Origin of the sequence: Alkalihalobacillus trypoxylicola (assembly GCF_001590785.1) — a bacterium.
In the GTDB taxonomy this organism is placed as follows: domain Bacteria; phylum Bacillota; class Bacilli; order Bacillales; family Bacillaceae_D; genus Alkalihalobacillus; species Alkalihalobacillus trypoxylicola.
Window position 1 is genome coordinate 62153 of sequence record NZ_LTAO01000038.1, and the last position, 21700, is coordinate 83852.

17 protein-coding genes are annotated in these 21700 nt (G+C 35.4%); 12 read left to right on the forward strand and 5 right to left on the reverse strand.

What is annotated here, in order from left to right; all coding sequences use genetic code 11:
• Positions 1-254: 254 nt before the first annotated feature.
• The 4 genes from AZF04_RS18650 (at position 255) to AZF04_RS18665 (ending at position 7387) form a co-directional block, all read left to right on the forward strand.
• Positions 255-1883, forward strand: a complete 1629-nt coding sequence (locus AZF04_RS18650; RefSeq protein ID WP_061950073.1) for an extracellular solute-binding protein — start codon at positions 255-257, stop codon at positions 1881-1883.
• Between the two features lie 114 nt (positions 1884-1997).
• Positions 1998-2930, forward strand: coding sequence for an ABC transporter permease (locus AZF04_RS18655; RefSeq protein WP_045481187.1), 933 nt, complete (start codon positions 1998-2000; stop codon positions 2928-2930).
• 11 nt (positions 2931-2941) lie between these two features.
• Positions 2942-3823: a carbohydrate ABC transporter permease gene (locus tag AZF04_RS18660; protein ID WP_045480867.1), complete on the forward strand. Its 882-nt coding sequence runs from the start codon at positions 2942-2944 to the stop codon at positions 3821-3823.
• Positions 3824-3964: 141 nt separating this feature from the next.
• On the forward strand, positions 3965-7387 hold the full coding sequence (locus AZF04_RS18665) for a glycoside hydrolase family 2 TIM barrel-domain containing protein (RefSeq protein ID WP_061950156.1): 3423 nt from the start codon (positions 3965-3967) through the stop codon (positions 7385-7387).
• A gap of 97 nt (positions 7388-7484) precedes the next feature.
• Here the strand turns inward: AZF04_RS18665 and AZF04_RS18670 are convergent, their stop codons facing one another.
• On the reverse strand, positions 7485-9335 hold the full coding sequence (locus tag AZF04_RS18670) for a sialate O-acetylesterase (RefSeq protein ID WP_061950074.1): 1851 nt from the start codon (positions 9333-9335) through the stop codon (positions 7485-7487).
• Between the two features lie 802 nt (positions 9336-10137).
• Between AZF04_RS18670 and AZF04_RS18675 the strand changes: the two genes are divergently transcribed.
• Genes AZF04_RS18675 through AZF04_RS18685 form a run of 3 tightly spaced genes read left to right on the forward strand, consistent with a single transcriptional unit; the run spans position 10138 to position 13101 of the window.
• Positions 10138-10980 carry a J domain-containing protein gene (locus AZF04_RS18675; RefSeq protein ID WP_061950075.1) on the forward strand — a complete coding sequence of 281 codons (843 nt, stop codon included), beginning with the start codon at positions 10138-10140 and terminating at the stop codon, positions 10978-10980.
• A gap of 55 nt (positions 10981-11035) precedes the next feature.
• Complete coding sequence (locus tag AZF04_RS18680; RefSeq protein ID WP_161485281.1) at positions 11036-12424, forward strand: GAF domain-containing sensor histidine kinase; 1389 nt, start codon at positions 11036-11038, stop codon at positions 12422-12424.
• Positions 12425-12456: 32 nt separating this feature from the next.
• A complete protein-coding gene (locus AZF04_RS18685) occupies positions 12457-13101 on the forward strand; it encodes a response regulator (RefSeq protein WP_061950077.1) in 645 nt (214 codons plus the stop codon).
• 37 nt (positions 13102-13138) lie between these two features.
• Here AZF04_RS18685 and AZF04_RS18690 read toward each other — a convergent pair whose 3' ends face one another.
• The 3 genes from AZF04_RS18690 to AZF04_RS18700 are packed head-to-tail and all read right to left on the reverse strand — an operon-like array spanning position 13139 to position 15229.
• Positions 13139-13495 carry a VOC family protein gene (locus AZF04_RS18690; RefSeq protein WP_061950078.1) on the reverse strand — a complete coding sequence of 119 codons (357 nt, stop codon included), beginning with the start codon at positions 13493-13495 and terminating at the stop codon, positions 13139-13141.
• Between the two features lie 11 nt (positions 13496-13506).
• Positions 13507-14553 carry an S-adenosylmethionine:tRNA ribosyltransferase-isomerase gene (locus AZF04_RS18695; RefSeq protein ID WP_235600034.1) on the reverse strand — a complete coding sequence of 349 codons (1047 nt, stop codon included), beginning with the start codon at positions 14551-14553 and terminating at the stop codon, positions 13507-13509.
• A complete protein-coding gene (locus AZF04_RS18700; protein WP_061950080.1) occupies positions 14501-15229 on the reverse strand; it encodes an SDR family NAD(P)-dependent oxidoreductase in 729 nt (242 codons plus the stop codon). Before AZF04_RS18700 ends, AZF04_RS18695 begins: the two co-directional genes overlap by 53 nt.
• A 210-nt stretch (positions 15230-15439) precedes the next feature.
• On the opposite strand from AZF04_RS18700, the gene AZF04_RS18705 reads away from it, so the two are divergent.
• Positions 15440-16051, forward strand: coding sequence for a restriction endonuclease (locus tag AZF04_RS18705; RefSeq protein WP_064504236.1), 612 nt, complete (start codon positions 15440-15442; stop codon positions 16049-16051).
• Between the two features lie 89 nt (positions 16052-16140).
• On the opposite strand, the gene AZF04_RS18710 is transcribed toward AZF04_RS18705, so the two are convergent.
• Entirely contained in the window at positions 16141-16686 is a 546-nt protein-coding gene (locus tag AZF04_RS18710) for a GbsR/MarR family transcriptional regulator (RefSeq protein WP_045480885.1), read from the reverse strand.
• Positions 16687-17047: 361 nt separating this feature from the next.
• Between AZF04_RS18710 and AZF04_RS18715 the strand changes: the two genes are divergently transcribed.
• The 4 genes from AZF04_RS18715 to AZF04_RS18735 all read left to right on the forward strand — a co-directional run bounded on the left by AZF04_RS18715 (position 17048) and on the right by AZF04_RS18735 (position 21679).
• Complete coding sequence (locus tag AZF04_RS18715; protein WP_061950082.1) at positions 17048-18265, forward strand: quaternary amine ABC transporter ATP-binding protein; 1218 nt, start codon at positions 17048-17050, stop codon at positions 18263-18265.
• A complete protein-coding gene (locus tag AZF04_RS18720) occupies positions 18234-19076 on the forward strand; it encodes an ABC transporter permease (RefSeq protein WP_061950083.1) in 843 nt (280 codons plus the stop codon). The genes AZF04_RS18715 and AZF04_RS18720 overlap by 32 nt, the downstream gene beginning before the upstream one ends.
• Positions 19077-19137: 61 nt before the next feature.
• The gene (locus tag AZF04_RS18725) at positions 19138-20070 is read left to right on the forward strand and encodes a glycine betaine ABC transporter substrate-binding protein (protein ID WP_061950084.1); all 933 of its coding nucleotides are present in this window, start codon (positions 19138-19140) and stop codon (positions 20068-20070) included.
• A 352-nt stretch (positions 20071-20422) separates the two neighbouring features.
• Positions 20423-21679 (forward strand): ABC transporter substrate-binding protein, encoded by a 1257-nt coding sequence (locus AZF04_RS18735; RefSeq protein ID WP_061950157.1) that lies wholly within the window; start codon positions 20423-20425, stop codon positions 21677-21679.
• The last annotated feature ends 21 nt before the right edge of the window (positions 21680-21700 follow it).

Consider the following 21700-nt stretch of genomic DNA (forward strand, 5'->3'; position numbering starts at 1 on the left):
TTTAATATTTTTCATAACCTATATTGACTTTTCAGAATATTGAGCTTATCATTTATGTAGATTACTAGTATACTAGTTAGATTAGTATATCAAAAAGCTGATTTTGTAGTTAAATGACGAATAAAGGTAGATATTAAAATGTTAACGGTTACAAAATGTGGTTATAAATTTAACCGCTTTCAAAACAGGAGGTGAAGATAGGTTTATTGGTAAAAGGTTAAATACGAATATATATTTTGAGGGGGAGCTCAATTATGAGACAAAGTAAGTATTATATTGTGTTGTTCGTTTTTTCTTTGATTCCTTTGATGGTCGCTTGTTCAAGCGATTCAGCTGCTGTAGATGAAGATGGAAATGCAATCATTACAACTGCGAGAGTACTAGATGATGGAACGGTCTTTAAAGACGGAGAAGATGTTCATAATAATGTTGTGACTGAATGGGCAAAAGAAGAGTTAGACATCAACTTTGTTACAGAGTGGACCCAGCCAAATTCGGAACAATTTGATACACAATTAAGACTTTTAATGTCTTCAAATGATAAATTACCTGATGTATTTTTAGTATCTAATAGCAGCTTAAAAGCTGATTTAATTGAATCAGGTTTAGTGATGAGCTTAGATGAAGCGATTGAAGAGCATGCTCCACCAAGAGTAAAGGAATTGTTTGATGAGTTCCCTCAAGCCTTCTATCCATCTACTAAAGATGGTGAGATTTATGGAATTCCAAGATTCTCAGGAGGAAATGGTTCTGATTCGTTACTTTGGTTCAGAGGAGATTGGTTAGAAGAGCACGGTTTAGAAGAGCCGACGACCATTGAAGAGTTAGAAGCTGTAATGGAAACATTTATTGACGAAAATGCTAGTGGATCAGGTAATACATTAGGTATTACGTTAGCTGCTGGTGATAACGGCTTCAGAGGTGGAAATATTGGTGAAAGTGCTTGGATATTTGGAGCATATGGAGATTATGTGCCAGGATACTGGAGTAAAGATGAGAGTGGTTCATTAGTATACGGTTCTATTCAACCAAATATTAGAGAAGGTTTAGTTAAATTAAATGAATGGTATGAAAAGGGATATTTAGCGCAGGACTTTGCTATTTTAACCGGTTCTGATGCACAAGAAAGCTTTATCTCTGGTCGTTCTGGAATTATATCTGCACCACCATGGGCACATGGATATCCTCTTGGTGAAATTGAGCAGTTAGATGATGACGCTGTTTTGAAACCGCTTCCTCATGTCAGTGGAGAAAATGGACAAGCAGGGAGAAGGGGTGAGGGGTACATTGTAGGCTCCTTCCTATTTAGCAGAGAGTTTGAGCAAATGGATAAATTCTTTGAGTATTGGGATGCGATTTTGAGTTATACACTTGGTGATACAGATTATTTCGAATATGGGTTGTTTGAGGGCTATGATTATGCTTTAAATGATGGTGAACCTGTTTATGATATTGCGGAATTTGAGGAATTAACAGGCGAAAAGCATGTCGATCCAGGTAGATATTTCCTACCAACTAATGTGCCAACGATTCCATTCCAAATGTACAGCCTTTTAGAAGAGTTTTATGAGACAGACCGTGATCCGATTAATGGGTATGAAGCCAAGTTAGCAGGTAACAATCCTACCTATATTGAAGCATCGGCTATTGTTAATAAACAAAACGATATTAGAGTTATTAATGAGTTCTCCGGTCCTCCAACAGATACAATGTCTTCACGTTCTGAGCATTTAGAGCGTTTAGAAGATGAATTATTTGTAGAGATTATCTATGGAACTAAGCCAATTGAAGCTTTTGATGATTTTGTTGAAGAATGGAAAAGCTCAGGTGGAGATGATATTACTCAAGAGGTAAATGAGTGGTATGATTCTGTAACCAATTAAGAGTGGGCGATTGAAGAGGTACAAGCAAATAAGAATATCTTAGGCGTTTGTACCCCTTTTATCTTTTATTGATAGGAGGCGAAAAAAGTGGAGCCAGCTTATAACAATAAAAAAATGAAAAAGACAGCAGATAAAAAAGTAAAGACAAAAAAAGGTTGGGATTTAAAAAGGACATGGCAATTACATATACTTTTAGTTCCTGCAATCGTCTTAGCTATCATTTTCCAGTATACGCCTATGTTCGGAATTGTGATGGCTTTCCAAGATTTTAAACCTTGGTTAGGAATTTCGGGTTCGCAATGGATTGGTTTTGAACATTTTCGTACGATGTTTGAATATGATTATGCTCAACAGGTCATCTGGAATACACTGATCATTTCGACTTTAAAAATTATATTTGGACTTATCGTACCTATTACGGTTGCTCTATTGTTAAATGAAGTTCATAAAATATTCATTAAACGTACGGTACAAACCGTAATTTATCTACCTTATTTCTTATCTTGGGTTATTTTAGGTGGGATATTAATTGATTTGCTCTCTCCAGATGGAGGATTAGTCAATCAGTTCTTAGGGATATTTAATGTGAATCCAATCTTCTTTTTAGGGAGTAATGATTGGTTTAGAACAACGGTTATTATAAGTGATTTATGGAAAGAGACTGGATTTAACACGATTGTCTTCTTAGCAGCCATTACCGCTGTTAATCCAAGCTTATATGAAGCAGCAGTAGTGGACGGGGCGAATCGATGGAAACAAACATTGAACATTACCTTACCAGCGATGCTTCCAATCATTATAGTGGTCGGAACTTTGTCCTTAGGAAATGTATTAAATGCCGGCTTTGACCAAATCTTCAATTTGTATAATCCATTAGTTTATCAAACTGGTGATATTATAGATACTTATGTTTACAGAGTTTCTTTAATAAATGGTGATTTTAGTTATGGTACAGCCGTCGGGCTATTTAAATCACTAATAAGCTTAGTTTTAATCTTTGTCGGTTATCGTCTAGCGTTTAAATATGCAAACTGGAGAATCTTTTAGGAGGGAAGCAAATGAAAATTTATAAAACAAGAAGTTATACCATCTTTTCGATATTAAACTATTCGTTTCTTATCTTAGTGTCCGTTCTTTGCTTACTCCCTCTAGTTCATATTTTTGCCGTATCCTTGAGTGGTAGTTCAGCTGCAGCAGCAAATATGGTTTCTTTTTGGCCAGTAGATTTTACTATTGATGCTTATGAAAGAACAATTGGAAATGACAATTTTATTCGTTCCTTTTTTATATCCATAAGTAGGGTTGTTCTTGGTACTGCTATATCTATGGGAGCTATGCTCTGTGCAGCTTATTCTTTATCGAAATATGATGGGGACTTTAAAGGCAGAAGGATTTACATGTGGTTCTTTGTTTTTACCATGATCTTTAATGGTGGACTTGTTCCAACATACATGGTAGTAACGGGGCTAGGTCTTACAAACTCATTATGGGCATTAATTCTACCAACCGCAATTAATGCATATAATTTAATTTTACTATTGAATTTCTTTAGAACAGCCGTTCCAAAATCACTAGAAGAATCTGCTTTTATTGATGGAGCAAATCATATCCAAATTTTTATTAAAATTTATTTGCCAATAGCGATTCCGGCCATTGCAACTGTATCTCTTTTCACTATGGTTTTCCATTGGAATTCATGGTTTGATGGAATGATTTATAATAATGATGCGAGAAATTATCCGTTACAAACGTTTTTACAAACGATCATTGTCCAGCAAGATTTCAGTCAGATAACGGATGCTGAAACGTTAAGAAACTTATCACAAAGAACCGTTCAATCCGCACAAATCTTTATCGCCGCTCTTCCGATGTTACTCGTATATCCTTTTATACAAAAATATTTTGTAAAAGGGATCGTATTAGGGGCAGAGAAAGAATAATGATGTACTAAAAACATCATTAGATTAATCAGAAAAATCTCCTTAGATTTCGAATTAGAAATCGTTTAAGGAGATTTTTTTTAAACGTTTTATTTCTAAATGATAGAAGGGACGAAAAAATGAATGTCTAAAGGAAATGAAATGAATCAAACAAGACTTTTCAATGAGGGATGGGAATTTGCAAAAAGCGCTTTGGAAGAAGTGAATACTGATTCGTTAAAATTTGAATCTATTGAAATTCCCCACGATTGGTTAATTTATGACACGTTGAATCTTTATGAAGATAGTATAGGCTGGTATAGAAAAAGGTTTTATTATGAAAGGAAAAATCATGATGAAAACATTCTCTTATACTTTGGAGCTATTTATATGAATTCTACTGTGTATGTAAATGAAAAGTATGTAGGTGAATGGAAATACGGTTACTCTTCATTCGAATATGATATTACGAAACAACTGAAAGAAGGAGAGAATGAAATCCTCATTAAAGTACTCTTTCAAAGCCCAAATAGTCGCTGGTATTCAGGAGCGGGCATTTATCGCGATGTTTGGTTAAAAACACGAGGAGAAAACTATATACCCTCCGATGGAATTTATATTTCAACCAAACAAGGTGAGGTAGAGTGGGAAGTTGAAATTGAAACGGATTTGCAGCTTCATAAAGGTAGCTATGTACTATTACACGAACTATTATGGCAGGAAGAGGTTATAGCATCTTCATCTGAAAGTTTGATAAATGGTCCATCTTTACATAATAAACAAAATATAAAAGTGAAGACTCCATTATTATGGGATGTTGAGAAGCCTCATTTATATCAGATAAGAACGAAATTAATCTGCTCTGGTAGTGGAGAATTAATAGAAATGGTTGAACAAAATATTGGTTTTAAAACGGTGGAGCTAGACCCGAATAATGGATTTCATTTGAATGGAAAAAAGATAAAACTTAATGGTGTATGTGAACATCATGATTTGGGTGCACTGGGAGCGGCTTTTAATAAAAATGCCTTAAGAAGAAGGTTTTTACTATTAAAGCAAATGGGAGTTAATGCAATACGAACGGCTCATAATATGCCTTCGAAAGAATGGATGGAATTAGCTGATGAGATGGGTTTTTTAATGGTGACAGAAGCTTTTGATATGTGGGAACGCTCCAAAACCAAATATGATTATGGGAGATTTTTCAAAGAATGGTTTGCGGGTGATATAAAAAGCTGGGTTATGAGGGATAGAAATCATGTAAGTCTAATTATGTGGAGCATTGGGAATGAAATCTATGATACACATGCTGACGAACGTGGGTTAGAACTAACGAAAATTCTAATAGATGAGGTTAAAAAATATGATCCTAAAGGAAATGGGTATGTGACGCTTGGATCTAATTATATGCCATGGGAAAATGCTCAAAAATGCGCTGATGTAGTCAAAGTCGTAGGCTATAATTATGCTGAAAAGTACTACGAACAGCATCACTTAGAGAATCCTGACTGGATTATTTATGGAAGTGAAACGTCTTCAATTGTTCAAAGTAGAGGTATTTATCATTTTCCTTTAGAGAATTCAATTTTAGCGGATGATGATGAACAATGCTCAGCATTAGGAAATAGCTCAACTAGTTGGGGAGCAAAATCAGTAGAGTTTTGTATTATGGCAGAAAGAAATACTCCGTATTCCCTTGGTCAATTTTTATGGACGGGATTTGATTATATTGGTGAGCCTACGCCTTACCATACAAAAAATTCGTATTTTGGGCAAATTGACACTGCGACCTTCCCAAAAGATTCTTATTACATATATCAGGCGGCTTGGACTGATTATAAGAAAAAACCAATGATTCATATTTTCCCTTATTGGGATTTTAATAACGGACAAATTATTGATGTTCGTGTTTGTTCTAACGCTCCCAAAATAGAATTGTTTCTAAACGAACGTTCATTAGGAGTACATCAGATTCAAAAAGGGATCGAGTCGGAACTACTAGGACATTGGAAAATTCCTTATGAGCCAGGAGAGCTTAAAGCTTTGGCCTATGATGAAGATGGAAAGGTAATAGCATCGGACATTAAAAAGTCATTTGGTGATGCTGCTTCTATACATTTAAAAAGTGACAAAAATCAGCTTATTTCAGATGGAGAAGACTTACTATTTTTAGAAATTAGTATGAAAGATAGTAACGGCAATACAGTAGAAAATGCCAATAATCGTGTTGAAGTCAACGTAAGTGGAGCTGGTCGATTGATAGGTTTAGATAATGGTGACAGTACAGACTACGACCAATATAAAGGAATAAGTCGGAGATTATTTAGTGGAAAACTGATGGCTATTATTGCCTCAAAGCTTGAGTCGGGTCCAATACACATTAAAGTATCGTCTACTAGGATGGAAACTAGAGTGCTTGAGATACCTGTATTAGAAGTTGCTACCACAGAGAAAGAGAATGCTTTATCCATATTATCAGCTAACACCCATTTACCTATTGTGATGGGTAATGAAAAAGAAGTACCTCTAAGGAAAATAGAGTTAATTAGTGAACTTGGTTGTACGTTAAATCAAGAACAACCGATTACTGAAGTAAGTGTAAAGCTTCATCCTGAGAATACTAGCTACCGTGAAGTAGAATGGAGCGTTGTTAATGATGTGGGCATTGAATCTAAGTTAGCAAAGTTAGAGACAAAAGGTTTGAATGCTATATTAAAGGCAATGGGAGACGGAGATTTTCGTTTAAGGTGCACGAGTAAAAATGGAACAGCAAAAACGAAGCTTATCTCTGAATTAGAATTTAAAGTAGAGGGAATTGGTACGACCTATAAAAATCCTTATCAACTTATTTCAGCAGGTCTTTATGATTTTAGTCAAGGTGAAGTTAGTAATGGCAATGAGCGAGGAGTGGCAACAAGCCGTGATGGAGAAACAATCGTAGGCTTTAATGAAATTAATTTTGGAGAATACGGTTCTAATAAAATTACACTCCCTATCTTTGCCTTAACCAATGAAGAATATCCTATTCAAATTTGGAGGGGGGTTCCCGGTGAAAATGATACAGAATTACTAGCCGATGTTATTTATCAAAAAGAATCGAAGTGGAATGTGTACCAGAAGGAAACGTATAAATTGTCTAAAAGATTAATAGGTTTGAATTCTATTTATTTTGTTTTAAATAAAAAGGTTCACATTAAGGGATTTTCTTTTGAGAAGCAGGATCGTACGCTAGCAGAGAATAAAGCAATCGAGCATGATGAGATTTATGGTGATTACTATTATGTGAAGGAAGAAACCGTTGAAGAGATAGGTAATAACGTTTCATTGGTGTTTCATCATTTTGATTTTACTAATAAAGAAGTGAGAAAAATAGCGATAACAGGACGTGCACCTATAGACAATACGATTCATCTCTATTTTAAAGGTGAAACGGGGGAAGACCATCGGATTGTTGAGTTTTCCAAAACATCAGATTATAAAAGAAAAATATTTGATTTACAAGAGTTAACAGGTAAACAACAAGTAACATTTGCTTTTTTACCAGGAAGTCACTTTGATTTTGATTCCTTTCAATTTTTACAGTAAAACATAAATATGAAGCCGATAAAAAGCACCTTAGAGGTAAAAGTTTGTCTTTAACCACTAAGGTGTAAGTTTTTCTTTTGTAACGATATCTTTAGTTTCATTCAGTGGTAAAAGGAGAGGCTGGTAGCCCTTCTTTATTGTAAAGGTTGGCAGTGGACGGGTTATCCGACCATCCGTATCTCACATACATCGGTTGAGAAATTTGTTCATGAAAAACAATAACCGAATTCCCTCTAATCTCAGCTTTAGCAGGAAGGTAATGAAGATCCTCACCACAAATAGTAAAAGCTTGGAGTGATTTTCCCTTGCACAGAAGCCCTCCATGAGCATGATCAAAATCTAATATAATCTGCGAGTCCACTTTGTTCACCTTTTTAAGGAGAGGTCCACTATAAACGATGCTTTCTCCGTATGCTAAATGTTTTGCACATAAGGATAGCCTTTTTCCAACCGATTTTTTATCTTGAGGATGAAGGTCATTGTGCTCTCCAACATCAATCGTTACAGCCATCGCTGTATGAGGAATGTCTAAGCATTTTCGTTGCTCCTCTCGTAACATTGCCCAAGTACTATCAGTAGCTGATTTTGAGTGAGTTTCAAAATTAGATAATTGTGTGAAGATGACTGGTAATAAATCTTGCTGCCACTTAGAGCGCCAATTATTTACTAAGGTTTGAAAAAGCTTATGATAGCCTTCAGGAACGTCTGTATTTGACTCACCTTGATACCAGAGAACTCCTTTAATACGTATAAAATGAAGGGGAGCTAATAACGCATTATAAACTCCACTTGGTTTATACTGAAAAAAAGTAGCCGACTTTAATTCCTCCGTAATTGCACCAATATTATAAAGCCACTCTCCGTCTAATGGTATTTCATAATCATGATTTGAAATTTTATAAGGCATATCTGGAACGAAAGCTCCGGTTGTTTCGGTACTTATAATTCGAACTGAAAGTAAATTATCCGTCTTTTTTAATGTACCATTTGGAATATGATATCTTCTTGGAGGATATCGATAACCAGTTTGTCCGATAAGAACTCCGTTTATATAAGTTTCATCGGCATCAATAATCGTACCTAGCTTTAATTGAATATCATCCTCTAACCAACCATTAGGTAAATCAAATTTCTTTTGAAACCATACAGCGCCCCTTGTATGTTCTAATTCTGTTCCCTCCCAAGAATTAGGTACTATAAAAGTTTTGGCTTTTTCCTGAAATGGTTCTGAAGCCCACCTTTTCTTTATGCCCTCATCTATTTTATTCAAATTTTTAAACCACTGGGCTTGTCGATTTCTATCTGCTTCCTGTGTAAATTGTATGAATTCATTCTTCTTACATGCCTCTAAATCATCTTCATAGCCACCTATTTTACGCAAACTAGCTTCTGGAATCCATGCTTCAATAGGAGTACCGCCAACGGCCGTCTGTATGAGGCCAATGGGTATTTGATATTGCTCATATAATTCTTTTGCAAAAAAATATCCAACAGCGCTAAAATTCAAAAGAGATTCCTGCTTGGCGGTTATCCAGTGTCCTTCATCGAGCATTTGCTGAGGATGGTGGAAATTATATTTCATTGGCATAGAAAATTGCCGTATGAAAGGGTTGGATTCATTTTTTAATTCTTGAGAAAATAAATCTAATGTCCTTTTTAAAGGAAGTTCCATATTAGACTGACCACTTAATACCCAAATGTCACCAATTAAAATATCATGTAAATAAATTTGATTTTCTTTATTTTTAATAGTCATGTTATAAGGGCCGCCAGCATTAGATGGCTTCAAAGTAATTTCCCAGTACCCATTTTTGTCACACTTAGTTTCGTACGAAAGATCCTTAAAAAGAAGCTCAATCGTTTCAAAAGGCTTAGCTGTTCCAAATATCTTAATAGGTTGATCTCGTTGAAGAATCATTCCATTATTAAAAATACTAGATAGTTTCATAAGGTTTTCCACTTCCATTATAAAGTTAGTAATGTCATAATTATATTATACACATAAAAAAATGAAAGCGCTTAATGACTCTTGAAAAAATGAAATATTCTTAAATTCTATTGAGTCCATTTCATCATTGCTTTATAAGTGAACGAAACCGAACATTTATGATAAAAATGTACTTAATGTTTGCGAATTTCACTCGTTGATTGAAACGTAGGTAGTGACTCCCAAAGGATCAGCGCAGTCTGAAGATCCACTCTGGCGAAGCTCTGCATAGTAAGAGTTAGCTGAAAACAAGCCCTTGGGAAAGCAACTACCTATAGTGAAAATCAAACACCAAATTGTTCGGTTTTTATTAAAAGATGAATATTTTCAAATTTACTTATTGATTGTAACGGTAGGTAGTGACTCCCGAAGGATAAGCGCCGTTTGAAGATCCACTCTGACGAAGCTCTGCGTAGTCAGAGTTAGCTGAAGACAAGCCCTTGGGAAAGCATCTACCTAAAGTGAAAATCAAACACCAAATTGTTCGGTTTTTATTAAAAGATGAATATTTTCAAATTCACTTATTGATTGAAACGGTAGGTAGTGACTCCCAAAGGATCAGCGCCGTTTGAAGATCCACTCTGTCGAAGCTCTGCGTAGTCAGAGTTAGCTGAAGACAAGCCTTTGGGAAAGCAACTACCTAAAGTGAAAATCAAAGCTTATCGCTCGGTTTTCACTAAAAGATAGGAATGATGAAATTAATTCTATCTAATAGGAATTGATCATTTATAAATATAAATCTTTGAAAGTAGGAGTACACAGTATGAAAATACAAGAAGCTTATAAGATTTTTGATATTAGTAAGGATGCAACAGAAGAGGAAATTGAGAAGCATTATTTAATGTGGATAAAGAAAAACAAAGCCGATCCTTCTATCAATATGGAAGAAAAATCGAAAGCCTATGAAACGATTTTAAACTACAAACGCTACGGAACCGAAAATCCTGAGATAACTGAAACGAAAAAGGATAAAATAGCCCATTTCTTTCGTTACTATAAGCTCCATACAATTGGAGTTATAATAGGTGTCATTATTATTATTTCTGTTATTAATATGGTTGTTGATCACCGTCAGGAGCAAAAAGAGTTAGCGAGCTTACCTCCTTTAGATGTTGAAATTATGTACTATGGTTCGTTTTTCCCCTCCCGATTAAGTGCGAATGAAGAGGCAGAGCAACAAGTCTCTCAAAATATTGAGGATTCTATGCCTACTTGGAATAGAGTCAATACGATATTAAACTATAATACAACCGAATTAAATGAAAGTACGGATGTAGGTATGCAACAAAGAAGTGTAGTCATACTTGCAACAGAAAGGCCGGATATGTACGTAATGGATGAGGGTTCATTTAGACTACATGTTCCAGACCAAGCCTTTTATACGTTTGACCAAGAAGAATTAGAGGCGGTTGGGATTGAAGAGGATAGGCTATACTTTGCACAAGCAGAAGAAGATACTGAAGAAAAAATTTATGGTGTAGAGATCTCCGCTCAAGCCTTTGAGGGACTAGATACAATTGAAGGGGAAAAGATGATCGCTATTATAAGAAATGATGCTGAGAATTTAGAAAATGCTTTAGAATTCGTTTTAGAAATGCAAGATTAAAAAAGGGGGAATTCTTATACAAACCCTTGAAACGTTAAAAATGATCTCAAAAACTTTGAACAAAGGAAAAAATCTAGAAGAAATGCTCCAAGCTGTGTTAGAAGCGTTATTAGATATTACGAACATTGAAACAGGTTGGATTTTCCTAATAGATAAAGAGCAGCAACACCGACTTATTGCCTCTCATGGTTTGCCAGAAGGGTTGCAATATAATGACTGTGAGCCATTAAAAATAGGTGGATGTTGGTGCATGAATAAATTCCGAAATGAAGAATTGAAACATGCTGTAAATATTTTGAACTGTAAAAGATTAGAAATGGCAAAAACCAACCATTGGGGTTGTATAAATGGGATGGAAAGACATGCAACCATACCTATAAAAGCGGGGGAGGAGCCGCTTGGTCTAATGAATATTGCTTCAGTAGAGGTAGACTCCTTTTCTCAGGATGATTTAGATTTGTTAGAGACGGTCGCTTACCAAATGGGGGCAACCATTAAACGATTTCAGCTTTATTTAGAAGAGCAAGAACGTGCCCGGATGTTATCACAATTACAAAAATACATTGCCCAAATTAGTCAAGAAGCCAATATAGATACGTTTTTAGAACATGCTGGAGAATTAGCATTGAAATATTTTGACTGGAAGGGAATACAATTTAAATGGAATGATACTGATTTATTAGTAGGAGAGAAAGCTGTCTATCATTATTCCAGTAGGATTGAATGGAAACCAAATGTATTAGAGATTAGTATTTTTGGTGATCACATATCTAAGGCTTCCTCGATTATTTTAGAGGAGATATTAACGCATCTTTCTTTACAATTGCAAAAACTATATTTACATCAAGAAGAAAAAAAGCTTGTGAAAACAAATGAAAGAGAGCGAATATCAAGAGATTTACATGATTCAGTCAATCAGCTATTATTTTCTTTAATCTTACATGCGAAAGGGCTTGAAAAAAGACTGACGGAACAAGACCATATTTATTCAGTGCAATTAATTAAAGAGCTAGGTGATGAAGCGTTAAAAGAGGTAAAGCAGTTAATTTTTCAGCTGCGTCCTGAGGGCTTAGAACTTGGAATCGTAACGGCTATTAATAGATATTCTGAATTAGTAGATTTGGATATTGAAGTAAATGCGAAGGGATTAAAAAAGATTAGTAGTGAAAGGGAATTACCGATATGGAGAATTCTTCAAGAGGCGATTAATAATTGCAAAAAGCATGCACAAACAAATGATATGAAGATACAAATGACGTTTATAGATACTATGCTTAAGATTGTGATTGAGGATCAGGGAATAGGTTTTAATCCTAACCAAATTCAAAGAGGTATTGGATTAAATAGTATTCAAAAAAGAGTTGAAGAATTAGGAGGAGAATATAGCTTATTTTCCGATGTTCATAAAGGGACGAAAATTTGTTTGGTAATCCCACTAAAGTAGGTTAGAAATGTATGAAAAATAAGGAGTAGTAAATGGACATCAAAATTATGCTAGTTGATGATCATCAAGTGGTCCGAAAAGGCTTAAGGTATTTCTTAGAAACGGATGAGGATTTATCAATTGTGGCAGAAGCTAGTCATGGAAAAGAAGCTTGTTATTTATTAAAAGAAGTAAAACCAGATGTTATTTTAATGGATTTGGTCATGCCTATTATGGATGGCATTGAAGCGACAAAGATTATCCGTGAATCCTATCCAGAGGTAAAAATCTTAATTTTAAGTAGTTATTCAGAACATGACCATGTTATACCTGCTTTGCAGGCGGGAGCTAACGGATATCAATTAAAAGATATTGAACCTGAAGAGCTAGTTGAAACGATTAAAGCTATATATTCAGGTGAAAGTAAGCTTCATGATAAGGTAACAAAGTTCGTATTAACACGAATATCACATCAGCAGTCTGAGGAAGAAAAAAATATAAAGTTATTAACGAAAAGAGAAGTTGACGTTCTTAAGCAAATTGCTAGCGGAAAAAGTAATAAAGAGATAGCACAAGAACTCTATATTACTGAAAAAACGGTCAAAACGCATTTATCCAATATATTTAGTAAGCTAGAAGTGTCTGACCGAACACAAGCAGCACTTTTTGCTATAAAGCATAAAATAGTAAAATTCTAAAGTACCAAAAAAGTACGTTTCAGCAGAAGCGTACTTTTTATTGTATGAGCTCAATTAGTTCTTGATTTGGCCCTTGATAATAAACGACTTTCCAACCATTGCTTAATTGATAAGGTCCTTCACTAGGCGGAAGATTTTTCTTTAGCAGAGACTCATACCAATCTATTACATTTTCGACTTGAAGAGCTGTATGAATAGTAGAAGGGTTTTTTTTATTTTTTTTCTGAGATGAGTGGATCAATTCAATGGTCAGTTCTCCTAATTGAATAAATATAATCAATTCTTTCCCGATTTTAAATTGATTCACATATTTTGCTTGAGAATAAGTTTCATAATAAGCAAGGGATTTTTTTAAGTCCTTTACCTCTATCCCGATGTGGTGCAATTTCAGCATTGTATCACCTTCTAAAGAATTAATTGAATATCACCAAATTCATGCCATAAATACCCTTTTTTTAGAGCGTGGTCATAGGATTTGTTTAGATATTCTGATTTTGTAAAGGCTTTAAGCATGTCTAAATGACTGGCCTCAGGCTCGTGTAACCCTGTGATTATAGCATCAGCCATTTGCAACGTAGTTCCTGAATGAATATATAAATGGGTGTCTCTACATTCAGACATAAAGGATGTTTTTTGAAGAGCAAACGATTCAATAGCCCTAACTACGGTGGTTCCAACAGCAATCAAACGGCCATTATTCGCTTTTAATTGATTCATTAATTGAATGGTTTTATGAGGAATATAATAAGCTTCAGGATGGTTGATTGGGTTTGGCCAAATATGATTTCCGTAATAACTAATTCCCGTATGCAATTCTAAAAATCCCATTTTTATCTTTGCTTTTTGAAGAGAGTGCATAAGTTTCCACGAAAAAGCTCTTCCCGCAGAAGGCATTTCAATAGAACCTGGTGAAGAGGCAAAAATAGTTTGATAGGCATCTAATGGCCACTTTTGATCAATATATTCATATCGAATAGGCTCTCCAAATCGGTACAGATAAGATAAAAGTGGTTCATGAATGTTCTGAAATTCGATGGTCACTAAAGGAAACTCTGAACCACTTCCTACTACAGCTATATTTACATCTTCAGGCAAGTCTAATCGCTCAACAGACAAGACTCTTTCCTCTGAATCCAAGAGAATAGCTTCCCATTTCCTTTCATCAATTTTTCGTGCTAAGCGAATTTCAACATTTTGATCCACTGAAAGAATAGAAGCAGGAATCGTTCGACTGCTATTAAAAATAAGTAAGTCATTCTTTGATAATAGCTGAGGCAGTTCCGTTAATAGATGATCACTTAATTGTCCGGTTTCCTTATTTAACAACATAAGTGAAACTTGTGAACGATGAGTTAATCGGTATTCTGCAGGAACAGTAGCATTTAAGTGTGGAGGGATTTTAAACATATCCATTTGCCTCAAGGAAATCTGGTGCCGAATAACGTTGACCATTTCTGCCACCTTTTAATGATAATAAATAATCAAAAAAAGGAAGCAATTGGTTCGGTTCTAATAATGAATAATCACAATTAGGAACCGCTCTTTCATGCATTTTTGTATTCATTTCACCTGGATCCACCAAGCATAGTTCAACCTCATAATCGGCTAATTCATCTGACCAGGTCTGGATTAATCCTTCTACAGCAAATTTAGAAATACCATAAGCTCCCCATTCAGCAAAGCCAGTAATCCCAGCCTCTGATGTAATGGTGATAACCAAACCTTGATTATGAACGAGCATACCCGATAATACTCGTTTCGTTACTAAGAAAGGATTGAGGACATTGGTTGTTAGAACATTTCTAAAAGCTTGTTCGTCATAATCAGTTAGCTCACAAGGTCCTGGTCCAAAAATAGAAGCATTATTTATGACAATATCAATCGAACCAAAATGATATTCAGTAACACTAATCAACCGATCTACTTCTTTTGAATGAGTTACGTCCACTTCTAGAGCTATAACACTTGCACCTAATTTCTCCGCTTTCTTTTTTACTTTTTGGATTTCTTTTAAGTGACGAGAACAAATGGCAATTGAATAATTTCTTTCAGCAAAGTAGTAGGTTAAAGCCTCTCCTAATCCTCTAGATGCTCCAGTAATTAATACAACAGGTTTTTGTTTTTCCATTGATAAAACCCCTCTTTCTTAATAGATTGTTTAAATTGTAAGACAGAAAAGAAGATAAAAAATCAATTATAGGTTGGAGAGTAAGTAACAAAAACGACTGAGGTAGAAATACAACTTTTGATGTAGAGTTATACAAACGTTTGTTTGTATAATTCTACTGGTTCGTGTATGATAGGGGCATCTTACATTTTTTATAAAGGAATGAAGGCGATGCTAGAAGAGCTGTGGTTATTAGGGATTATTTCCATTATTTTATTAGTGATTGTGATCCTAATCGGTGCTGCGAAGCTAAAACAGAAGAAATATGATTTACAAAAGATTTCAATGAAAGATATCGACCGTATGAGTGGATATGAGTTTGAAGATTATTTATATGTGTTACTCGCCGCTATCGGTATCGAAACCTTATACATAACAAAGAAAAGTCGTGATTTTGGAGCAGATTTAATATTTGAAAGTAACGATGGAGTACGAATTGCGGTCCAAGCCAAACGTTATTCAGACAAGCTTGGTCTTAAAGCCGTTCAAGAAATTCATACAGCTTGTTCTTTTTATCAGGCAAATAAAGGTCTAATTATAACGAACTCCAGCCAAATATCGGATCCTTGCTATCAGCTAGCAGCTGCTACACAAGTAGGGATTATCGATCGCGATGGGTTACAGGCCATCATACAGTATATGAAAAAAGGGAAGATGGAAAGTGCCTATCAAATGATTCTAGAGGCTACATCAGGGCAGCACTACCAGAATAAGGTTGACTTAGAATTGTTTGAAATTGAACAGCGAGTCATTAAGGCAGGTGAGTTTTTTTATCGACGATAATCATTTTATGAATCAGTAAAAAAGGAGAGCATAAATAGGCTATGTGCCTGCTCTCCAGAAAATGTATGAATCTAAATATTGATGTTCAATTAATCTTTTTTAGGAACAATGTTATAAATTTCTTCACTTTCAAATAATTGAATGACCTCTTGTAGCCATTGATAATATTTACGAGCATGAGACATTTTATTTAAATCCGACAGTATCATCGCTTTTAAATGCTCATCTTCCGTATCCACTAATTGAGTAAGTAAATTTTCATGTTTCTCAACGGCTTTTAAATTATTATCTACGGAATTTTTCCACCTTTTCACAAATACAGTAGAAAATGATTTGTACCAATCCATTTCTGGTTGATATAAATCCTTCCTAACCCCTTTTTGCCAACCTCTATCGACCATATTAGCTTCAAGAAGAGTTCGAATTCCTGTACTCATGCTAGTCTTGCTCATTCCAACCGCCTGACTCATATCATCAAGCGTCATAGGTTCATCTGCGAAAAGAACGGTGCCATAAAGCCGTCCAATTGATTGAGTAATTCCATACATGTGAATGTTTTTGGATAGCTCATGAGAAAAAGCTTCTCTAGATTGATATAGCTTTTCAAGGTCTGTTTGACTTGTTTTTTGTATCATTTTTTTTCCTCCCCAATAACAAGCGATTCTTTCAACCCCGTATATTTGAAAATGTTGCTTTTTCCAATAATGTTTTTTTAGAAAAGTGTTTAATATATATAAAGTTAGGGTAAAGTCTATTCGTTCATACTATTTACGCTTACTATACAGAATATTATCAAAAACAAACGAAACAAGAAAGTATTCATATTTCTACCATTAGCTAGGATGAGGTAGGAATACTGAGATAGAACAACATAATCTTTGTACAGTTTAAACTGTACATAATTTATAAACGTTATATACAAAATATAAAGTTTGTTTCAAATTTACCAAAGAGATATAGTAAGTAAGTCGGATGTTAAGTGAGGTGAATCAAACAATGTCGAAAGTAAAAGTAGAAGAATTAACGAAGGTTTTTGGTAAGAAAACAAAAAGGGCGGTTGAGCTTTTAAGAGAAAATAAAAGCAAAGACGAGATTTTAAAAGAAACAGGAATGACTGTTGGTGTAAACAAGGCAAGCTTTGAAATCAATGATGGAGAGATTTTCGTCATCATGGGACTTTCTGGTAGTGGTAAGTCAACGATTATACGTCTCTTAAATCGTTTAATCGAACCTACGATGGGTAGTGTTTGGTTAGATGGTGAGGATTTAGCTACAATGGATGCGAAGAAATTACGAGAAGTACGGAGAAGAAAAATGGGGATGGTTTTCCAAAAATTCGGTTTATTTCCTAATAGAACCGTGCTATCTAATGTGGAGTATGGACTAGAGGTTCAAGGGATTGAAAAACCGAAAAGAAAAGCGAAAGCATTATCTTCTTTAGAACTTGTAGGTCTTAAAGGCTACGAAAAGAAATATCCAGACCAATTATCAGGTGGAATGCAGCAACGTGTAGGTCTAGCCCGAGCACTCGCTAATAATCCTGATATTCTATTGATGGACGAAGCATTCTCTGCTTTAGACCCATTAATTAGAAAAGATATGCAGGATGAATTGTTAGATTTACAAGAAAAAATGAAAAAAACGATTATTTTTATTACACATGATTTAGATGAGGCGTTAAGAATTGGTGACCGAATCATGATCATGAGAGATGGAGCAATCGTTCAGACTGGTACACCTGAGGAAATATTAACGAACCCAAAAAATCAGTATGTTGAAAAGTTTGTTGAGGATGTAGACCGAGCAAAGGTGTTAACAGCTGAAAATGTAATGATTCGTCCTGAGACGATTACTTTGGATAAGGATGGGCCACGAGTTGCTATTCAAAGAATGAAGGATGCGGGAATTTCTAGTATTTATGTGACAACTCGAGCAAAAGAACTCGTAGGTATTGTTCATGCAAATGATGTTTCTACATTAATAAAAGAGCAGAATAAGAATTTGGATTCAGTCGTAAATCGAGATATACCACAAGTATCATTGGATACTCCGATTCATGAATTATTAGATTCCTTATCTACAAGCTCAGTCCCATTAGCTGTAGTGGAGGATGGGAAGCTGAGAGGAATAATTGTTAGAGGTGCTGTTCTAGGAGCGCTTTCTGGAAATGAGGTGGACTTTGATGGATTTAATACCACAACTACCACTAGCTGAATGGATCCACCACTTTGTAGAATGGCTTAAAAATGCAGGAGGCTTTTTTAACGGTATTCGTTCTGTAATTGATCAATTAGTAACTGGAATTGAATGGTTACTTGATTTTCCGCCTGCATGGTTGTTTATTTTAATCATGGTTGGATTGACGGTTTTATTAAATCGTAAAAAGTGGGGCTTAGCTGTTTTTGTACTTTTAGGATTATATTTAATTTATAACTTAGGCTATTGGGATGGTCTAATAAGAACTTTGGCCCTCGTATTAAGTAGTGGAATTATTGCCATATTTATTGGTATACCATTAGGAATTTGGATGTCCAAAAGTAAAATTGTTGAAAGTATATTCAAACCGATACTGGATTTAATGCAGACGATGCCAGCATTCGTTTATCTAATTCCTGCTGTAGCGTTTTTTGGGATAGGAATGGTGCCAGGTATTGTGGCGTCCGTCATTTTTGCAATGCCTCCAACGGTTCGTTTAACAAATCTAGGAATAAAACAGGTGTCCAAGGAATTAATAGAAGCTGCCGATGCCTTCGGTTCAACGCCAGCACAAAAGCTATTTAAAGTGGAATTGCCAATGGCAAGAGGAACAATAATGGCAGGTGTGAACCAAAGTATTATGCTTGCGTTATCGATGGTCGTTATCGCTGCGATGATTGGAGCACCAGGATTAGGACAAGAGGTTTATTATGCAGTTGGACAAAATAATGTAGGTAAAGGCTTTGAAACGGGTATTGCAATTGTTATTATTGCGATTATATTAGACCGTTTAACGCAAAGCTTTAATAAAGAAAAAGTAGAAGTCTAATGATGCTTAATCAAGTTTTAAACTTTGATTAATAAATAATATTTTAGAGGAGAGGTCAATTATGAAAAAGAATTGGAAACGTGCAGGGTTGGCACTTAGTATGTCAGCTGCCCTAATTTTAGCAGCTTGTGGTGACGATAGTGGAGATACAACCGATAATGATACGACAGATGATGAAGGCAATGGTGAAGTCACTTCTAATATCGGAGAAGATTTAAACTATACGATTACTGGAATTGATGCTGGTGCAGGTGTTACTGCTGGTGCTCAAGAAGCATTAGAAGTATACGGTCTAGATGATTATGAAGTACAAGTTAGCTCAGCTGCAGCTATGGTCAGTGCGCTTGGTGAAGCCATTGCTAATGAAGAGCCAATTGTAGTAACGGGTTGGAATCCCCATTGGAAATTTGCTGAATATGAGTTGAAATATTTAGAAGATCCTGAAAATGTATTTGGAGAAGCGGAAGATATTCACACAATCACACGTTTAGGCTTAGAAGATGAGATGCCTGAAGCTGTTGAAGTATTAGGTAACTTCTTTTGGACAGAAGATGAAATGGGAGTCATCATGAATGACATTAATGGTGGTACAGACCCTGAAGCAGCAGCACAAGATTGGTTTGATAATAACCAAGACCGAGTAGCGGAGTGGACGGATGGAGTATCTTCAGTAGATGGAGATTCAATTACATTAGCATTTGTTGCTTGGGATTCGGAGATTGCTTCTACAAATCTTATGAAGCTGGTTTTAGAGGATGTTGGATATAATGTATCGATTAGTGCTCTTGAGAACAGCTTTATGTGGGAAGCAATTGCTTCTGGTGAAGCAGACGCAATGGTAGCAGCTTGGTTACCTATTACTCACGGTACTCAATATGAACAGTTTGAAGATCAAATTGTTGATTTAGGTGCTAACCTTGAAGGAGCAAAAGCTGGCTTAGTTGTTCCTCAATATATGGATATTACATCTATTGAAGATTTAAAAAGTGAATAACACCTTCTAACCGAATTAGAATTTATTCTAATTCGGTTTTTTTATATTTAAGGAGAAGCAATTCGTAAAGAGCCTATAAGAAATGGTTTTTAGAAATAGTAGAGAAAACGGTTTCCTATATAAAAAGGAAATACTAGAAAAAAATATAAAAAAATTAAAAAAAATATTGAAAAATACGAATATTAGATATAAAATTACTTTTGTAAACGTTTCCTTACATCTATTATGGAAACCGATTTCCTTAAAGGTGGTGAAAACATCTAATTTTTTTGAAGGATGATATTTATTTTATACTAAGGGGGATTTTAGAGTGAAAAAAATTCTAAGTTTTAGTATCTTAATTTTGTTGGCTATGGTTATGGTTGCTTGTAATAACGATGAGGAAGCAAGTTCTGAAAACGGAAATGAGCAAGAGAATAATAGTGGTGAGCAAGTTCAGTTAACTTTTTGGGGGTTCGGTTCAACTAACTATGAAGAGCTAGCAAAAGAGTATGAAGAGATGAATCCAAACATAAAAATAAATGTTAGAATCGCTGAAACAGCCGATCATCATGATGCCCTTTTTACAGCATTATCTGCTGGTAGTGGAGCACCAGATATGGCTATGTTAGAAATTGACCAGCTTGACCGCTTCAAGCAAGCACAAGATCGATTTGCTAATTTATATGATTATGGTGCGAGTGAAGTTCAAGATTTATACTTAGATTGGAAATGGGAAACAGCCGAGAATTTAGAAGGTGATTTCTTATTGGGAATGCCTACTGATATTGGACCGAAAGCTCTTTATTACCGAGTTGACGTTTTTGAAGAAGCGGGACTACCAACGGATCCAGATGAAGTGTCTGCATTAATTAATTCTCCAGAAGCACTAATTGAAGCTGGAACTCAAGTGAAAGAAAATACAGGAAAACCTTTTGTCGATAGTATGGAAATGGCCTACAGAGCCTACCTAGATCCTATCGAGGAAACCTATTTAAATCCAGAAGGTGAATTATTACTTGAAAATGCGGGAAATCAGGTGAAAGAGGCTTATGATTATGCTGTACAACTAAATGAATTAGGTTTAGTAGGGAACTTTGAATTATGGTCAGCTGAATGGTCTAATGCGGTGAATCAAGGAGATTTCGCAGCAAAATTAGGAGCAGGTTGGTTGAAAGGCTGGATGGAAGGGAATGCTCCAGAAGCATCTGGTTACTTTAGAGTAGCAACACTTCCTTCAGAATTTGCAGCAAACTGGGGAGGCTCCTTCATCTCAGTTCCAGCTGAAACAGACCATCCGCAAGAAGCTTATGATTTTATCGAGTGGTTAGTTTCACCTGAAAGCCAATTGAAATCTTCATTAAGTCATGGAATGTTTCCTTCTGCACCATCTGTCTATGAAATGGAAGAGTTCACAGCGAGTGAAGATGAGTTTTTCGGAGGTCAAAATACCGCAGAAGTATTCATTGAAGCTGTAGAGGATATTAATGGAACCGTTTATAAAGGTGAACGATATTTCCCAATACATCAACATATAGTAAATGCTTTAGAAAATGTCCAGCAAGGTGGAGATCCTGAGACAGAATGGGAAGAAGCAGTAAAACGAGCAAAAGATACAATGAGTCGCTAGGCTTAGATAAATATTTGAATG

Bases quoted from the DNA above. Each gene is read 5' to 3' on its own strand.
- AZF04_RS18735 (WP_061950157.1), top strand. From the start codon at position 20,423: ATGGTTATGGTTGCTTGTAATAACGATGAGGAAGCAAGTTCTGAAAAC.
- AZF04_RS18725 (WP_061950084.1), top strand. From the start codon at position 19,138: ATGAAAAAGAATTGGAAACGTGCAGGGTTGGCACTTAGTATGTCAGCT.
- AZF04_RS18655 (WP_045481187.1), top strand. From the start codon at position 1,998: ATGAAAAAGACAGCAGATAAAAAAGTAAAGACAAAAAAAGGTTGGGAT.
- AZF04_RS18675 (WP_061950075.1), top strand. From the start codon at position 10,138: ATGAAAATACAAGAAGCTTATAAGATTTTTGATATTAGTAAGGATGCA.
- AZF04_RS18715 (WP_061950082.1), top strand. From the start codon at position 17,048: ATGTCGAAAGTAAAAGTAGAAGAATTAACGAAGGTTTTTGGTAAGAAA.
- AZF04_RS18650 (WP_061950073.1), top strand. From the start codon at position 255: ATGAGACAAAGTAAGTATTATATTGTGTTGTTCGTTTTTTCTTTGATT.
- AZF04_RS18710 (WP_045480885.1), bottom strand. From the start codon at position 16,686: ATGATACAAAAAACAAGTCAAACAGACCTTGAAAAGCTATATCAATCT.
- AZF04_RS18695 (WP_235600034.1), bottom strand. From the start codon at position 14,553: ATGGTCAACGTTATTCGGCACCAGATTTCCTTGAGGCAAATGGATATG.
- AZF04_RS18700 (WP_061950080.1), bottom strand. From the start codon at position 15,229: ATGGAAAAACAAAAACCTGTTGTATTAATTACTGGAGCATCTAGAGGA.
- AZF04_RS18665 (WP_061950156.1), top strand. From the start codon at position 3,965: ATGAATCAAACAAGACTTTTCAATGAGGGATGGGAATTTGCAAAAAGC.
- AZF04_RS18670 (WP_061950074.1), bottom strand. From the start codon at position 9,335: ATGAAACTATCTAGTATTTTTAATAATGGAATGATTCTTCAACGAGAT.
- AZF04_RS18690 (WP_061950078.1), bottom strand. From the start codon at position 13,495: ATGCTGAAATTGCACCACATCGGGATAGAGGTAAAGGACTTAAAAAAA.
- AZF04_RS18705 (WP_064504236.1), top strand. From the start codon at position 15,440: ATGCTAGAAGAGCTGTGGTTATTAGGGATTATTTCCATTATTTTATTA.
- AZF04_RS18685 (WP_061950077.1), top strand. From the start codon at position 12,457: ATGGACATCAAAATTATGCTAGTTGATGATCATCAAGTGGTCCGAAAA.
- AZF04_RS18660 (WP_045480867.1), top strand. From the start codon at position 2,942: ATGAAAATTTATAAAACAAGAAGTTATACCATCTTTTCGATATTAAAC.
- AZF04_RS18720 (WP_061950083.1), top strand. From the start codon at position 18,234: ATGGATTTAATACCACAACTACCACTAGCTGAATGGATCCACCACTTT.